Source organism: Mycolicibacterium palauense, assembly GCF_002592005.1.
GTDB lineage: Bacteria > Actinomycetota > Actinomycetes > Mycobacteriales > Mycobacteriaceae > Mycobacterium > Mycobacterium palauense.
In genome coordinates, this window is the sequence record NZ_NVQF01000025.1 from 59,419 (window position 1) to 74,087 (window position 14,669).

Here is a 14,669-nt window from a genome sequence, read left to right on the forward strand (position 1 = left end):
GCCGATAATTCGTAGAAGGCAGGTGATTCGTGGCGGTCGAGCCCGTATCGCAGCCACCGCAGCCGTCGCGGCCGCGGCGGTCACGTTCGGTGCTGCAGCGCGGGATCGATTCCGCCAGCGAGGCCGCCGACGTCGTCGCGCACCGGCTGCGCCAGGCCGCGGATCCACGGGCCCGCCAGCTGCGCAAACGCCGCTGGGCGCTGCGGCTGGGACTGTTCTTCGGGTTCGCGACCTCGTTCTGGGTCCTGGTCACCGGCCTGTTGGCCGCGTGGAGCACCCCGGTGTGGGCGCTGCTGATCACCGGTCTGATCGCCGCGGGCGCGGCCTTCCCGGCCACGCTGTTCCTGCTGCGCTGGCGGTGGCTGCGTGCGGCTCCGCTGCCCGCCCAGCGGCCGGCCAGCACGCGCAGGTTGCCACCGCACGGGTCGGCGGCACGCCCGGCGATGTACGCGCTGGGGGCCTCCGAACGGGGCCTGTTCTCGCTGCTGGGCGTCATCGAACGTGGCAACCTGTTGCCGGCCGAGGAGATCACCGAACTCACGGCGGCGGCCAACCAGAGTGCGACGGCCATGGCCGCCACCGCCGCGGAGGTCGTCTCGATGGAGCGCACCGCGGCCGCCACGGCCAGCTCGCGGACCTACCTGGCGCCCACCATCAACGCCTACACTGCCCAGCTCGGCGCGGGTGTCCGGCAGTACAACGAGATGGTCACCGCCGCGGCACAGTTGGTGTCGTCGGCCAGCGGCGGTTCGGGGCCGGTGGCCTCGCCCATGACGCAGCAGCGCTACCGGACCGAACTCACCGGTGCCACCGACCGGTTGATGGGCTGGGCGCAGGCCTTCGAGGAACTGGGGTCACTGCGCCGGGCCTGACCGGCGCTCAGGTATCCGCTCAGATGTCCGCTCAGATGTCGTGGCTGCTCTGGGCCGAGTCGTCCGGGCGGGGCCCGTAGCGCTCGATATAGGCCCGGTGGATGTGTGCGTTCTTCTGCCGGGAGCGTTCGTCGACCAGGGCGGGATTCAGACCGTGCACCCGCAGCATGTGGCGGCGCCACACCTTGTTCAGTGCGTGGGAGAAGTAGACGAACGGGATCAGGATCGGCAGCGTCATCGACAGATGCACGGCCAGCGTCGTGGGGATGAACCAGAACGGCAGCAACACCACGAACGCCGGGATGAACACCCGCACCATCATCCGGGCCGTGGCGCCCGGGCCGGCGAGGTCGTTGCGGACCCACTCGCGCATCGAGTCCGGGAGCCGGCCTCCGTAGCTGTACTTGATGTACTGCCAGGGGTTCGGGGTGGTGCGCTGCGAGGAAATCGTCATCGGATCAGAACTTCCGCTGCAGTGCGGGCACCACGGTGGCCAACAGACCCCGCACCAGCGCCTTGGTGAAGTCGAACATGTCGAAGTAGTCGCGCCACAGGGTGATTCGGCCATCATGGACCTCGAACACCCCGCACACCCAGAAGTTCAACCGCAGCCGGCCGAACATCAGGGCGTCGCTACGCTCGGTCAGCACCGAATCGCCCTCGGCGGCGCTGCGATGGAACTTCACGTCGAAGCCCATGCTCGGGCGCTGCATGCCCGTGAACAGCGACATCGCCCGCTGGCGGCCGCGGATGGTCGGGAAGCCCACGTTCTGGTAGACGAGGTTGTCGTCGAGCAGTTCGTCGGCGGTGGCCAGGTCCTTGTCGCGAAGTGCGTAGAGGAACTTCTCCACGACCGCGACGTTGGTGTCGGTGCTCGGTTGGGTCATGGTCTTAAGCCTAGTTGTGGAAGGGTGAGGCGGTGCGCGTAGCCGTTGTCGCCGGCCCCGACCCCGGCCACGTCTTCCCCGCGCTCGCGCTCTGCCTGCGGTTTCTGGCTGCCGGCGACGAGCCGACACTGCTGACCGGGGTCCAGTGGCTTCCCACCGCCGGCGCGGCCGGGGTGGCCGCCACCGAACTGCTGGGCCTGGATCCCACCGGCCACGACGACGACGCCGACGCGGGCGCCAAGATCCATCGGCGCGCGGCCCGGATGGCCGCGCTCAACCTGCCGGTGCTGCGGGAGCTGTCTCCCGACCTGGTGGTTTCGGATGTGATCACGGCCAGCGGCGGGATGGCCGCGGAGATGCTGGGCATCCCCTGGGCCGAACTGGATCCGCATCCGCTCTATCTGCCCTCCAGGGGGCTGCCGCCGATCGGTAGCGGACTGGCGCCCGGGACGGGGGTGCGGGGACGGGCCCGCGACGCCGTGTTGCGGTCGCTGACGGCGCGGTCGTGGCGGGCTGGGCTGCGTCAGCGCGCGGCGGCCCGGACCGGGATCGGCCTGCCCGCCCGTGACCCCGGTCCGCTGCGTCGCCTGATCGCCACCCTGCCGGCCCTGGAGGTCCCCCGGCCGGACTGGCCGGCCGACGCCGTCGTGGTCGGCCCGCTGCACTTCGAACCCACCGCGCAGGTGCTGGCGGTGCCCGAGGGGGACGGCCCGCTGGTGGTGGTGGCGCCCTCGACGGCGACGACGGGTGCCCAGGGGCTGGCGGAACTGGCGGTGCGGCAGCTGGTGCCGGGGGACGTGCTGCCGGCGGGGTCGCGGGTGGCGGTGTCGCGGTTGGGCGGGGCCGACCTGCCGTTGCCGCCGTGGGCGGTCGCCGGGCTGGCCCGCCAGGACGAGCTGCTGAGCCGCGCCGACCTGTTGATCTGCGGGGGTGGGCACGGCATCGTGACCAAGGCCCTGCTGGCCGGTGTGCCGATGGTGGTGGTGCCCGGCGGTGGCGATCAGTGGGAGCTCGCCAATCGCGTTGTGCGGCAAGGGAGTGCGCAACTGATCCGACCCGTGACGGGGGAGGCGCTGGTGGCCGCGGTCCGGGAGGTGCTGGGTTCGCCGGGGTATCGCAGCGCGGCCCGGGCGGCGGGGGCGACGGCCGCCGGGGTGTCCGATCCGGTACGGGTGTGCCATGACGCGCTGGGGGTGGCTCGGTAGGTTGGCGGGTGTGCGGCTGACCGAATTCCACGAGCTCGTCGATGCCCAGTTCGGCGCGGTGCGGGGCGCGTCTCTGCTCGTCGACCATGTGTTGTCCGGTGTCGGCGGGCGCACGGCGGCGCAGGCGATCGAGGACGGGGTGGACCCCCGTGAGGTCTGGCGCGCGCTGTGTTCGGACTTCGACGTGCCGCGCGATCAGTGGTGACGGCGGGGCGGGCCGGTAGGTCCGCCGGCGGGTGCCCGACACTCCCGGCGGCGCGCCTGCTTGCGTTCGAACATCTGTTCGCTACGCTGGTGCACGTTCGGCTGCGGTGATTTGTCGGTGGGGTGACTTACCGTCACTGCCAACCGACCGGGCACCGGTCAAACGACTACCGAAAGAGGCGGCACCATGGCCCAGCAGGCCCCTGATCGCGAAAAAGCCCTCGAACTGGCGATGGCCCAGATCGACAAGAGCTTCGGCAAAGGCTCGGTGATGCGCCTCGGCGAGGAGGTGCGCCAGCCGATCTCGGTCATCCCCACCGGATCCATCGCGCTGGACGTCGCGCTGGGCATCGGGGGGCTGCCACGCGGCCGGGTGATCGAGATCTACGGTCCGGAGTCCTCGGGTAAGACCACCGTCGCGCTGCACGCGGTCGCCAACGCGCAGGCCGCGGGCGGGATCGCGGCGTTCATCGACGCCGAGCACGCGCTGGATCCCGAGTACGCGAAGAAGCTCGGGGTCGACACCGATGCGCTGCTGGTCAGCCAGCCCGACACCGGTGAGCAGGCGCTCGAGATCGCCGACATGCTGATCCGGTCCGGGGCGCTGGACATCATCGTGATCGACTCGGTGGCCGCCCTGGTGCCCCGCGCCGAGATCGAGGGCGAGATGGGGGACAGTCACGTCGGCCTGCAGGCCCGGCTGATGAGTCAGGCGCTGCGCAAGATGACCGGCGCCCTGAGCAACTCCGGTACCACCGCGATCTTCATCAACCAGCTTCGCGAGAAGATCGGGGTGATGTTCGGCTCGCCCGAGACGACAACGGGTGGAAAGGCTTTGAAGTTCTACGCCTCCGTGCGCATGGACGTGCGGCGTATCGAGACACTCAAGGACGGAACCGATGCGGTGGGTAACCGCACCCGGGTGAAGGTCGTCAAGAACAAGGTGTCACCCCCGTTCAAGCAGGCCGAGTTCGACATCCTCTACGGCCGTGGGATCAGCCGTGAGGGCTCGCTGATCGACATGGGCGTCGAGCAGGGCTTCATCCGTAAGTCCGGCTCGTGGTTCACCTACGAGGGCGAACAGCTCGGCCAGGGCAAGGAGAACGCCCGCAACTTCCTGCTGGAGAACGCCGAGGTCGCCAACGAGATCGAGAAGAAGATCAAGGAGAAGCTCGGTATCGGGGCCGTGATGACCGACGACGACGTCCTGCCCGCTCCCGTTGACTTCTGAGGCGGCGGCCAGCGCCGTCGAATCCAAGCGTGAGGAGCAGGCGAGAGCGGTGTGCCTTCGCCTGCTCACCGTGCGCGCGCGGACCCGTGCGGAGCTGGAAGGTCAGCTGGCCAAACGGGGATACCCCGATGATGTCGCCGTCGGGGTCCTCGACCGGCTGGCCGAGGTCGGGCTGGTCGACGATGCCGAGTTCGCCGAGCAGTGGGTGCATTCACGGCAGGTCAACGCCGGCAAGGGCAAGCGGGCACTGGCCGCGGAGCTGCGCAACAAGGGCGTCGACGACGAGGTCATCGCCGCCTCCCTGGACGGAATCGACGCCGGGACCGAACGGCGGCGAGCCGAACAACTCGTCCAGAACCGGCTGCGCCGCGAGAAGCTCAACGACGGCGACGACGTCAAGGTGACCCGGCGCCTCGTCGGAATGCTGGCGCGGCGCGGATACAGCCAGGGGATGGCCTTCGACGTGGTCAGCACTGCGTTGGCGGCCGAGCACGAGCGACGGCGGGTCTGAAGGCCGGGTCTGCTCAGAACCCGGCCCAGACCCCGGCTCAGAATCCAGCTCAGAATCCAGCTCAGAATCCGTAGCCGAGCTCGGCGGGGACCTCGCTGGCGAAGGCCGTCTCGAGGCGGGGTACCAAGGTGGGATCCGCGCATCGCAGCCGGCGGGCGTGCGCGAACACCGCGGGCCGATGACCCCCGAAGTACAGACTCCCGAGCACCCCGAGGTCGGTGTGCACATCCGGGGCGGCGTCGGTGGGGGTACATCGGGCCCGCCCGTTGCGGATTGTCAGCTGGTATCGCCCACCGTGGTCCAGGAAGGCGTCGGAGACGTCCAGGACCACGTCCAGATCGGCGCCGTAGCGACGCGCCTCCAGTGCGCGCGGAATGTCGGTGATGCGCAACCAGAGTGCGTCCTCGCTGCCGGTCGTGCGCACCACCCGGGGGTTGGTCAGAAGGTACGGCAGCGGATCGGCGGGGTGCGTTGTGACGCTGACGGTCTGCATCAGGTCCAGGCCGAGCAGCGCACGCCACAGCGCGATGTGGGCCTCGACGGTGACCGCGGTGAGTTTGGTGACCTCGACGGACGCCCGTTCCTCGCCGCGCACGCGATACAGCGCGAACCCGTCGTCGTGCAGCAGACAGAACAATGCGCTGCCGCCGTCGCGGGCCTCCTCCCGGTCGGCGAGCACCTCGTTCCACATCGCCTCGGGCGTGAACAGCCCGCCGGGCGTGCACCGGCGCCAGCGCTCGTAGATGTCGGCGAGCTGGGCGGCATGCCGGGCGGCCGCGACGATCCTGACCCCGCCCGGATCGGGAACGTCCGGGTGGAAGATCGCCTCGCGGCGCAGCACGCTCCGGCGCTGCTCGACGGTGGCCGGGCCGTACCCGAAGCGGCCGTAGATGCCGCCCTCGCTGGCCAACAGGGCCGCGAGGGGATAGCCGGCGGCGCCGATGCGACGGTGGACGTCGACGAACATGCCACGCAATACGCCGCGGCGGCGGTGGGTCGGCGCCACCGCGACCCAGGACAGGCCCGCGGCGGGAAGGATCTCACCGCCGGGAACCGTCAGCCACAGATCCAGGTACAGCGCCATCCCGACGACGTCGGGGCCGTCGCAGGCCAGGACAACGCCGTCCTCGGCCACCATGGTCTGCCACATCTCGAGGGTGGGAGAGGGGCGGAAGTTGCCGAAGCACGTCGCTGCCAGCAGTCGCATCGCCGGCCAGTCCGCATCGGTGGCACTGCGCAGCACGGGCGCCGGGGTGGGAGCGGTCACCGCCAGACCGTCGCACAGGACCGCCGCGCGCGCACCCGAATTTCGGTTGCCCCGGGCCGGGATCGGCCGGTTCGGTGAGCTCCCGGCCGACGCGGGTCGGCCGATCGGCTTGAGCCGACCCGCGTCAGCCGACCCGCTTCATGGGAGGCGGATTCCAGCTCGCGTCGAGGATCCCGCGGCGCGGCGCGTAGAGGCGCATCGTGACACCCAGGGGCCCCGTCGGTGCCGGGAGCCAGTTGGACTCCCGCTGCGGGCCCGGGTTGGAGTGCTGCAGGTACAGATCCAGCGAGCCGTCGTCGTTGAACGTCAGGGGATCGCGGTCGCCGAGCGCAAACCGGCCCAGTTCGTTGTCCACCTGGTATCCCTCGGCGTCGTACATGGTCACCGACCAGAACGCGTCCACCGGCGGCAGCTGATCGGCCTCGAAGTGCAGGACGTAGTCGTGCTCGCCGGAGAGGGCCTGCCCGTCGGCGTCGGCCACCAGCAGCGGGTACACCGCGTCCTCGGGGGGATTGGCGCCCAGTCCGTACATCGTCAATGCCGCCCGTCGCAGATAGGAGTTGCCGTACACGCCGACGTTCTCGGTCATCGACATCCAGCCGTTGACCGGTAGCGCCAGCGTCGTTCCCGCGGACGTGATCGCCGTCAGGGCATCGCTTCTGCCCTGCTCGAGTCGGGCGACCTCCTCGGCGCTGAAGCGGTCCGGATCCCACGAGAGTCCGGTCCCGATGCCCAGCGCCGAGAGGCGGGCCAGCTGGGAGAAATCGGTCGGATGCGGCGGATTGACCGCGATCAGATCCGCCGCCAGCGAGAGGAACTCGACGGCCGGCATCGCGTTGACCGCCCGCAGGGGTTCGGTGTCCGGGTCGACGGGATCGACGACGGTCGGCGGTGCCGCGGGGCCGAGTGCGGTGATCGAGTAGCCGTCCTGCACACGGTGTACGGCGGGGTAGTCGTCGGGGCCGTTGGTCTGGGTGCGTCCGATCACCCACACGTAGGGAGTGGGTGCGACGATCACCGGCACCCCGGGGGGCGTGGCGCCGGTGTTCCCGCCCGGACCCGTCACGACGTAGGTCTGGGTCCCGGTCCCGGTCGTGCGCGACCCGGGGTTGGCGAAGACGTCGGTCCACATGTCCAGCATCGGCAGCATGAAATACCGCCCGCCGGTGTCGGGCACCCCGAGCAGCACCGGCCCCGCGGTCAGATCCAGCCAGGCGATCGAGTACAGGGTGTCGAAATTGGGCCGCACCACCGAGCGGAAGTCCGCGTCCGGGTAGGCGCGCAAGTGGTGAAACTCGTTGGGCGGCCCGAAACCCGGCCGGTCCGGGGGGCTGGAGAAGCCCAACCGGCGCGTGTAGTCCATGGTGACCAGCGGGTAGAAGTAGACGAACGCCTCGTAGGCCAACGTGCGCAGGTCGGTGGGCAACGTCGTCGGCGACGTTTTCGGCATGGCACTCCCGGGTGTGATCGGTCTGTCAGTCACCGGGCTGGACCTGTGCGCCCGGTGCACCTTCTTCTTCCATCTCTTCGGCGTCGAGGGGTTTGCCGCCCCGTTTGGAGCTGCGGAGCCGGCGTTCGAGCTTGACCGCCGCCACCGACAGGGTGAAGTTCACCGCGATCATCAGGATCGCGATGACGATCAGCGCGGGAATGAAGTTGCCGTAGGCCGATCCCACCACGGTGCCCTGGCGCACCATCTCGACGAACGTGATCTGATAGCCGATCGCGGTGTCCTTGAGGACCACCACCAACTGGGACACCAGCACCGGCAGCATCGAGGTGATCGCCTGCGGCAGCAGGATCGAGCGCATCGTCTGGCCCCACCGCAGCCCCAGCGCCGAGGCGGCCTCGGCCTGGCCCCGCGGCAGCGAGGCGACACCGGAGCGCACGATCTCGGCGATCACCGCGCCGTTGTAGAGGGTCAGGCCCGTGACGACGCCGGCCAGCGCGAGCTGATTGGACGGGAAGACGGCGTACTGGGCGTAGAGGAAGTACGCGAAGATCATCATGATCAGCACCGGGACGGCGCGGAAGAACTCGACGAACACCGAGCAGAACCACCGGATCGGCCCGTTGGGTGTCAGCCGCCCCACCCCGAGGACCACGCCGAGCACCAGCGCCAGCACGATGGAGATCGCGGCCGCCTTGAGCGTGCCCTCCACGCCGGGCAGCACATAGGTCTTCCAGAGGTTGGCCGTCAGGAACGGCTCCCACTTCTCGGCGGTCAGCTGGCCCTTGGCCTCCAGCTTGGCGTAGATCACCCAGGCGATCAGCGCCAGCACGACCACCGTGACGGCGGTGACGACGTGGTTGCGCAGCCGGGCCCGGGGCCCGGGCATGTCGAAGAGGACCGAGGCGCTGCTCATCGGGCGACCGCCAGCCGTTTACCCAGCCAGCCGAACGCCAGCCCGAGCGGCAGCGTCAGGATGACGAAGCCGATCGCGAAGATGGAGCCGATCAGCATCAGCGCGGCCTCGTTCTCGATCATCTCCTTCATCAGCAGCGCGGCCTCCCCGACACCGATCGCCGAGGCGATGGTGGTGTTCTTGGTCAACGCGATCAGCACCGATCCCAGCGGAATGATCACCGCGCGAAAGGCCTGCGGCAGCAGGATCATCCGCAGGTTCTGCCCGAACGTCAGGCCCAGCGAACGGGCCGCTTCGGCCTGCCCCAGCGGGACCGTGTTGACCCCGGAGCGCACCGTCTCGCACACGAACGAGGCGGTGTAGACGGTGAGGCCGAGCACCGCCAGCCGGAAGTTGCTGTCGACGATCGATGTCGGCGAGTCGGGATTCACCAGGGTGATCCCCAGGGTCTGGGCCAGACCGAAGGAACAGAACAGCAGGATCAGTGTCAGCGGGGTGTTGCGGACGATGTTGACGTAGGTCGTCCCGATCCAGGTGAGCACCGGAACCGGCGAGAGCCGCATGGCCGCCAGTGCGGTACCCAGCACCAGGGCGCCCAGCCCGGAGTAGACCGTGAGCTGGATGGTCACCCAGAACGCCGCGAAGATCTGATCGTCGTATTTGTTGAAAATGTCCACGGCAGATCTCCGACGGCGTTTCCGGGTGCGGCGAACTCAGTAGCGGTCGATCGGCGGCGGCTGGGGCGCGGTGATACCGGCCGGGCCCAGGTTCTTGTCGAACGCTTCCTTCCAGGCCCCCGAGGATTCCATCTTCTCCAGCGCGTCGTTGATCTTCGTACGCAGCTCGGTGTCGCCCTTCTTCAGGCCGATGCCGTAACGCTCGTCGGAGAACGGCTTGCCGACGATCTTGAACACCCCGGGGCTCTGCGCCGCATACCCGGCCAGGATCACCTCGTCGGTGGTGACGGCGTCGACCGCGCCGTTCTTGAGCGCCTCGATGCACGCCGAGTAGGTGTCATACTGCTGCAGCTGCACGCCGGGGAACTCGTCCTTGATCTTCTGCGCCGGGGTCGAACCCGACACCGAGCACAGCTTCTTGTTGTTCTGCAGCGAATCCTTGCCGGTGATCTCGTTGTCGTCGGCGCGCACCAGCAGGCTCTGCCCGGTGATCAGGTAGGGCCCGGCGAAATCCACCTTCTCCTTGCGGGAGTCGGTGATGGAGTAGGTGGCCACGATGTAGTCGACCTGGCCGTTCTGGATCAGCGTCTCACGCTGGGCCGACGGCGACTCTTTCCATTCGATCTGATCGGGGGTGTAGCCCAGTTCCCCGGCGACGTAGGTGGCGACGTCGACGTCGAAACCGCTCATGGTGCCGTCGGGGTTCTTCAGGCCCAGACCCGGCTGATCGAATTTGGTGCCGATGACGACCTTGTTCTCGTCGCCACCGCCGCCACCGCAGGCGGTCAGGCCCAGGGGCAGGGCAACCGCCAGCGCGATGGCCGCGACGATGCGGACTCGCAGAGAAGACGCCGCGAAGGGACGTCGAAGGGATGGCACAGTGGTTCCTTTCCGGTGGGTTTCCGCTGTCAGTGGTTGAGGATCTTGCCCAGAAAGTCCTTGGCGCGGTCGGATTTGGGGTTGTCGAAGAACTCGATCGGCTCGGCGTCCTCGACGATCGCCCCGTCGGCCATGAACACCACCCGGTTGGCGGCCCGGCGCGCGAAGCCCATCTCGTGGGTGACCACCAACATGGTCATGCCCTCGGTGGCCAGGTTGCTCATCACGGTCAGGACCTCGTTGATCATCTCGGGGTCCAGCGCGCTGGTGGGCTCGTCGAACAGCATCACCTTGGGGTTCATCGCCAGCGACCGGGCGATCGCCACGCGCTGCTGCTGTCCGCCCGAGAGCTGCGCCGGATACTTCTCGGCCTGGTTGGCCACCCCCACCCGCTCCAGCAACGCCATGGCGTTCTCGCGGGCCTTGTCCTTGGACATCTTGCGGACCTTCATCGGCGCCAGGGTGACGTTGTCGAGGATCGTCTTGTGGGCGAACAGGTTGAACGACTGGAACACCATGCCCACATCCGAGCGCAGCTCGGCCAGCTTGCGTCCCTCGGCGGGCAGGGGCACCCCGTCGATGGTGATGGTGCCCGAGTCGATGGATTCCAGCCGGTTGATGGTCCGGCACAGCGTCGACTTCCCCGAACCCGACGGGCCCAGCACGACGACCACCTGGCCGCGCGGCACCGTCAGGTTGATCTCCTTGAGCACGTGCAAGTCACCGAAGTGCTTGTTGACGTCCTTCATCTCGACCATGGGGGTGCCGGCGCCGGCCGGGGTTTCAGCAGCTGCCGCAGACCCGGTGGCTCCCATGGATGCAAACCATACCCAGGAAGCCCGCAGCCTGCGCGTCAGTTCGTGTTCACTCGCGCGTCGCGGGTGAACACGGGTGAACACGTCGGACAGCCGGCCACGCGTCGGCGGCGGCATCGGCGAATTTGGTGCCGACCGGTGCGTCCGTACCATGGGGGCCGTGACGTCGACGGTGTACGGGGAACAGGCGGCGGCCCCGGAGGTGGGGGTCGCGGTCGCGTCGACGCCCGCGAGGCCGCGGCCGCGTACCTACGAGGTCCGCACCTACGGCTGCCAGATGAACGTGCACGACTCCGAGCGGCTGTCCGGGCTGCTGGAGTCGGCCGGTTATCGGCGCGCCGCGGAGGGCGCGGAGGCCGACATCGTGGTGTTCAACACGTGCGCGGTGCGGGAGAACGCCGACAACAAGCTCTACGGGAACCTCAGTCACCTGGCGCCGCGCAAGCAGCGCGACCCGGGCATGCAGATCGCCGTCGGAGGCTGCCTGGCCCAGAAGGACAAGGACGCCGTGCTGCGCAAGGCGCCGTGGGTCGACGTGGTGTTCGGTACCCACAACATCGGCTCGTTGCCGGTGCTGCTGGAACGCGCCCGGCACAACCGCGCCGCCCAGGTGGAGATCGCCGACGCGCTGGAGGCGTTCCCCTCGGATCTCCCGGCCTCCCGCGAATCATCCTACGCTGCTTGGGTTTCCATCTCCGTCGGGTGCAACAACACGTGTACCTTCTGCATCGTGCCGGCGCTGCGCGGCAAGGAACTCGACCGCCGCCCGGGCGACATCCTCGCCGAGGTGCAGTCCCTGGCCGACCAGGGGGTCCTGGAGATCACGCTGCTCGGGCAGAACGTCAACGCCTACGGTGTCTCCTTCGCCGATCCCGAAGTGCCGCGTGACCGCGGTGCGTTCGCCGCACTGCTGCGCGCCTGCGGGAACATCGACGGGCTGGAGCGCGTCCGCTTCACCTCCCCGCACCCGGCCGAGTTCACCGACGACGTCATCGAGGCGATGGCCGAAACCCCCAACGTGTGCCCGACCCTGCACATGCCGCTGCAGAGCGGCTCCGACCGGATCCTGAAGGCCATGCGGCGTTCCTACCGGGCGGAGAAGTACCTCGGCATCATCGACCGGGTGCGCGCGGCGATCCCGCACGCGGCGATCACCACCGACCTGATCGTCGGGTTCCCCGGTGAGACCGAAGAGGATTTCGAGGCCACCCTCGAGGTGGTGCGGCGGGCGCGTTTCGCCAGCGCATTCACGTTCCAGTACTCCAAGCGGCCGGGGACGCCCGCGGCCGAGATGCCCGGCCAACTGCCCAAGGACGTGGTCACCGACCGCTACCAGCGGCTGCTGCAGGTCCAGGAGCCGATCTCCCTGGAGCAGAACCGCGCCCAGGTCGGGAACACCGTGGAACTGCTGGTGGCCGCGGGTGAGGGGCGCAAGGACACCCGCACGGCCCGGCTGAGTGGACGTGCCCGCGACGGGCGGTTGGTGCACTTCCAGCCGGGATCCGCCGACGTCCGCGCCGGCGACGTCGTGACGACCGTCGTCACCGACGCGGCCCCGCATCACCTGATCGCCGACGGCCCGCTGCTGGCCCACCGCCGCACGCGTGCGGGTGACGCGCACGAGGCCGGCCAGCGCCCGCGCACCGTCGGTCTGGGCCTGCCGAGTCTGGGGGTGCCCGCCCCGGACGTTACGGCGGCCGCCGCCTCCGGGGGAGGGTGTTCGCGGTGAGTTCCGACTCTGGTTCCCAGTCCGGCTCCAACTCCGGCTCCAATGATGGCGGGCGGTTCGACGCCTACAAGGCCGACATCCAGGACGCCGAGCGTCGGGTGGCGCGGGAGATCCAGCCGGGCGCACGGGCGTTGGTCGTGTCGATTCTGGTCTTCATCCTGCTGGCGTCGTTCATCCTGCCGCATGCCGGGGGCGCCAGGGGTGTCGACGTACTGTCGGGCAGTGACGCCGCGCAGGCGGTGAAGATCGCCCTGCCGTCGCAGGTCTTCTGCTGGCTGGCGCTGGTGTTCGGGGTGGGATTCTCGATGCTGGCCCTACTGACCCGCCTCTGGTCGGTGGCCTGGGTGGCCCTGGCCGGGTCGGGGGTGGCCACCGTGGCCGGGATGCTCGCGGTGTGGTCGCGACAGACGGTCCCCGGCGATTACCCGGGCCCCGGGGTGGGCCTGATCATCGGCTGGATCGCCATCATCGGCCTGACCTTCCACTGGGCCAGGGTGGTGTGGACCCGCACCGCGGTCCATCTGGCGGCCGAGGAGCAGCGCCGCCGCGAGGCCGCCGAGCAGCAGACCAGGGGTCTGCTGGACAGCCTGCCCGACGAGTCGCAGCCACCGGAGCCACCCCAGGCCTAGGGGGCCTGGAGCGGGCCCAGAGCGGGTCGGCAACGCTCGAGAAGCCCCGAGCGAAGGCGGACGTCCCTCAGCGCTTCCTGGTCAGCGCGTTGGCGGCGGCGTCGGCCCATTCCTGCCACTGCCGGGCGCTGGCCCGCGCGGTTTCGGCGTCCTTGGTCTTGCCGGCGGCCTCGGCCTTGGCGGCCTGCTTCTCGAACTGTTCGGCGCGGGCGCGGAACTGTTCGGCGCGGGCCTCGGCCTGCGGGTCGCTCCAATCGGCGGTGGCCGCGTCGCGCACCTTCTTCTCCACGGCCCGCAGCCGGCGTTCCAGGTCGGTGCGGTCGCGCGGCACCTTGCCGATCGCGTCCCACTTGTCGGTGATCGCGCGCAGCGCCGCACGTGCCGCGTCGTGGTTGGAGGTGTCGATCCGCTCCGCCTCGGCCAGCAGCGCCGCCTTGGCGTCGGCGTTGGCCTTGAACTCCGCGTCGCGTTCGGCGGTGACCGCGTTGCGGGCGGCGAAGAACACGTCCTGAGCCGCCTTGAACCGCCGCCACAGCGCGTCGTCGACCTCCTTGGCGGCGCGGCCGGCCGCCTTCCATTCGGTCAGCAGATCGCGGAAGGCGGCGCTGGTCGGGCCCCACTCGGTGGACGAGGACAGCTCCTCGGCGCGCACACACAGCTGTTCCTTGGCCTGGCGGGCGGCTGCGCGCTCGCGGTCCAACTCGGCGAAATGCGATCCGCGGCGCCGGTTGAAGTTCTCGCGCGCTGCCGAGTAACGCTTCCACAGCGCGTCGTCGGTCTTGCGGTCCAGCCCGGTGATGGTCTTCCACTCGTCGAGAATGGCCCGCAGCCGGTCACCGGCGGCCTTCCACTGGGTGGAGTTGGCGGCCAGGTCCTCGGCCTCGGCGGCCAGCGCCTCCTTGCGCGCGGTCTGCCCGGCGCGCTGTTCGTCGCGGCGGGCCCGTTCGGCGGCCGCCGCCGATTCGGCGTGGTCGGCGATGACCGCCAGCCGGGCCGCCAGGGCGTCGACATCGCCGAGGACGGCGGCCTCGGGCAGGCTTTCGGCCAGCGTGGCCGCGGCCGCCCTGACCTTGCGCGCGTCCCCGGTGCCGGCTTCGAGCCGGTGCTCCAGGAGCGCCACCTCGGTGGACAGGTCGTCATAGCGGCGGCCGAAGTGCGCGTAGGCGGCCTCGGCGTCGCCGGCCTGCCACGAGGCGATGACCCGTTCACCGGCCGAGCTGATCAGCCAGACCGTGCCGTCGTCGTCGACCCGCCCGAAGCGGTGCGGGTCACTGGAGGGAACGGCGGGCGTCGGGGGTGTCACCGCGGCCGGACGTGGCCCGGGTTTGGGGCTCTGTCCTATACACATCTGACCTTGCCGCCGATACTCCTCGTCTGCACTCCTGTCTCTCCCGCGC

Annotated in this window: 16 protein-coding genes; 7 read left to right on the plus strand and 9 right to left on the minus strand. The window is 69.6% G+C overall.

Annotated elements, in window-relative coordinates; genetic code table 11:
* Positions 1–29: 29 nt before the first annotated feature.
* Positions 30–872 carry a phage shock envelope stress response protein PspM gene (gene pspM, locus CSR00_RS12525; RefSeq protein ID WP_099022729.1) on the plus strand — a complete coding sequence of 281 codons (843 nt, stop codon included), beginning with the start codon at positions 30–32 and terminating at the stop codon, positions 870–872.
* Positions 873–903: 31 nt separating this feature from the next.
* Here the strand turns inward: pspM and CSR00_RS12530 are convergent, their stop codons facing one another.
* The gene (locus tag CSR00_RS12530) at positions 904–1,326 is read right to left on the minus strand and encodes a DUF5313 domain-containing protein (RefSeq protein WP_099022730.1); all 423 of its coding nucleotides are present in this window, start codon (positions 1,324–1,326) and stop codon (positions 904–906) included.
* 4 nt (positions 1,327–1,330) lie between these two features.
* A complete protein-coding gene (locus tag CSR00_RS12535) occupies positions 1,331–1,759 on the minus strand; it encodes a limonene-1,2-epoxide hydrolase family protein (RefSeq protein ID WP_099022731.1) in 429 nt (142 codons plus the stop codon).
* 32 nt (positions 1,760–1,791) lie between these two features.
* Here CSR00_RS12535 and CSR00_RS12540 point away from each other — a divergent pair, with 32 nt between their 5' ends.
* From CSR00_RS12540 to recX, 4 genes are all read left to right on the plus strand, one after another.
* Positions 1,792–2,964 carry a glycosyltransferase gene (locus CSR00_RS12540; protein WP_099022732.1) on the plus strand — a complete coding sequence of 391 codons (1,173 nt, stop codon included), beginning with the start codon at positions 1,792–1,794 and terminating at the stop codon, positions 2,962–2,964.
* Positions 2,965–2,974: 10 nt separating this feature from the next.
* The gene (locus CSR00_RS12545; protein ID WP_099022733.1) at positions 2,975–3,169 is read left to right on the plus strand and encodes a DUF3046 domain-containing protein; all 195 of its coding nucleotides are present in this window, start codon (positions 2,975–2,977) and stop codon (positions 3,167–3,169) included.
* Positions 3,170–3,355: 186 nt separating this feature from the next.
* Entirely contained in the window at positions 3,356–4,399 is a 1,044-nt protein-coding gene (gene recA, locus CSR00_RS12550) for a recombinase RecA (RefSeq protein WP_099022734.1), read from the plus strand.
* Positions 4,389–4,910, plus strand: a complete 522-nt coding sequence (recX, locus tag CSR00_RS12555) for a recombination regulator RecX (RefSeq protein ID WP_099022735.1) — start codon at positions 4,389–4,391, stop codon at positions 4,908–4,910. The genes recA and recX overlap by 11 nt, the downstream gene beginning before the upstream one ends.
* Before the next feature lie 61 nt (positions 4,911–4,971).
* Here recX and CSR00_RS12560 read toward each other — a convergent pair whose 3' ends face one another.
* The 6 genes from CSR00_RS12560 to CSR00_RS12585 all read right to left on the minus strand — a co-directional run bounded on the left by CSR00_RS12560 (position 4,972) and on the right by CSR00_RS12585 (position 10,857).
* A complete protein-coding gene (locus CSR00_RS12560; protein ID WP_281259708.1) occupies positions 4,972–6,177 on the minus strand; it encodes an enhanced intracellular survival protein Eis in 1,206 nt (401 codons plus the stop codon).
* A 124-nt stretch (positions 6,178–6,301) separates the two neighbouring features.
* A complete protein-coding gene (locus CSR00_RS12565; protein WP_099022736.1) occupies positions 6,302–7,627 on the minus strand; it encodes a DUF1254 domain-containing protein in 1,326 nt (441 codons plus the stop codon).
* Positions 7,628–7,652: 25 nt separating this feature from the next.
* Entirely contained in the window at positions 7,653–8,543 is an 891-nt protein-coding gene (locus CSR00_RS12570; protein WP_099022737.1) for an amino acid ABC transporter permease, read from the minus strand.
* Positions 8,540–9,220, minus strand: a complete 681-nt coding sequence (locus tag CSR00_RS12575) for an amino acid ABC transporter permease (RefSeq protein ID WP_099022738.1) — start codon at positions 9,218–9,220, stop codon at positions 8,540–8,542. The genes CSR00_RS12570 and CSR00_RS12575 overlap by 4 nt, the downstream gene beginning before the upstream one ends.
* 36 nt (positions 9,221–9,256) lie before the next feature.
* Positions 9,257–10,099 carry a glutamate ABC transporter substrate-binding protein gene (locus CSR00_RS12580; protein WP_099022739.1) on the minus strand — a complete coding sequence of 281 codons (843 nt, stop codon included), beginning with the start codon at positions 10,097–10,099 and terminating at the stop codon, positions 9,257–9,259.
* 29 nt (positions 10,100–10,128) lie between these two features.
* On the minus strand, positions 10,129–10,857 hold the full coding sequence (locus CSR00_RS12585) for an amino acid ABC transporter ATP-binding protein (protein WP_099022740.1): 729 nt from the start codon (positions 10,855–10,857) through the stop codon (positions 10,129–10,131).
* 217 nt (positions 10,858–11,074) lie between these two features.
* Between CSR00_RS12585 and miaB the strand changes: the two genes are divergently transcribed.
* Positions 11,075–12,643, plus strand: a complete 1,569-nt coding sequence (gene miaB, locus CSR00_RS12590) for a tRNA (N6-isopentenyl adenosine(37)-C2)-methylthiotransferase MiaB (RefSeq protein WP_407662432.1) — start codon at positions 11,075–11,077, stop codon at positions 12,641–12,643.
* Complete coding sequence (locus tag CSR00_RS12595) at positions 12,640–13,272, plus strand: Rv2732c family membrane protein (RefSeq protein WP_099022751.1); 633 nt, start codon at positions 12,640–12,642, stop codon at positions 13,270–13,272. Before miaB ends, CSR00_RS12595 begins: the two co-directional genes overlap by 4 nt.
* A 67-nt stretch (positions 13,273–13,339) precedes the next feature.
* On the opposite strand, the gene CSR00_RS12600 is transcribed toward CSR00_RS12595, so the two are convergent.
* A complete protein-coding gene (locus CSR00_RS12600) occupies positions 13,340–14,620 on the minus strand; it encodes a DUF349 domain-containing protein (RefSeq protein WP_099022741.1) in 1,281 nt (426 codons plus the stop codon).
* Positions 14,621–14,669 lie beyond the last annotated feature (49 nt).

Excerpts from the sequence above, each read along its gene's own strand:
- CSR00_RS12570 (WP_099022737.1), bottom strand. The coding sequence starts at position 8,543 with ATGAGCAGCGCCTCGGTCCTCTTCGACATGCCCGGGCCCCGGGCCCGG.
- CSR00_RS12585 (WP_099022740.1), bottom strand. The coding sequence starts at position 10,857 with ATGGTCGAGATGAAGGACGTCAACAAGCACTTCGGTGACTTGCACGTG.
- recA (WP_099022734.1), top strand. The coding sequence starts at position 3,356 with ATGGCCCAGCAGGCCCCTGATCGCGAAAAAGCCCTCGAACTGGCGATG.
- CSR00_RS12565 (WP_099022736.1), bottom strand. The coding sequence starts at position 7,627 with ATGCCGAAAACGTCGCCGACGACGTTGCCCACCGACCTGCGCACGTTG.
- CSR00_RS12600 (WP_099022741.1), bottom strand. The coding sequence starts at position 14,620 with ATGTGTATAGGACAGAGCCCCAAACCCGGGCCACGTCCGGCCGCGGTG.
- CSR00_RS12530 (WP_099022730.1), bottom strand. The coding sequence starts at position 1,326 with ATGACGATTTCCTCGCAGCGCACCACCCCGAACCCCTGGCAGTACATC.
- CSR00_RS12535 (WP_099022731.1), bottom strand. The coding sequence starts at position 1,759 with ATGACCCAACCGAGCACCGACACCAACGTCGCGGTCGTGGAGAAGTTC.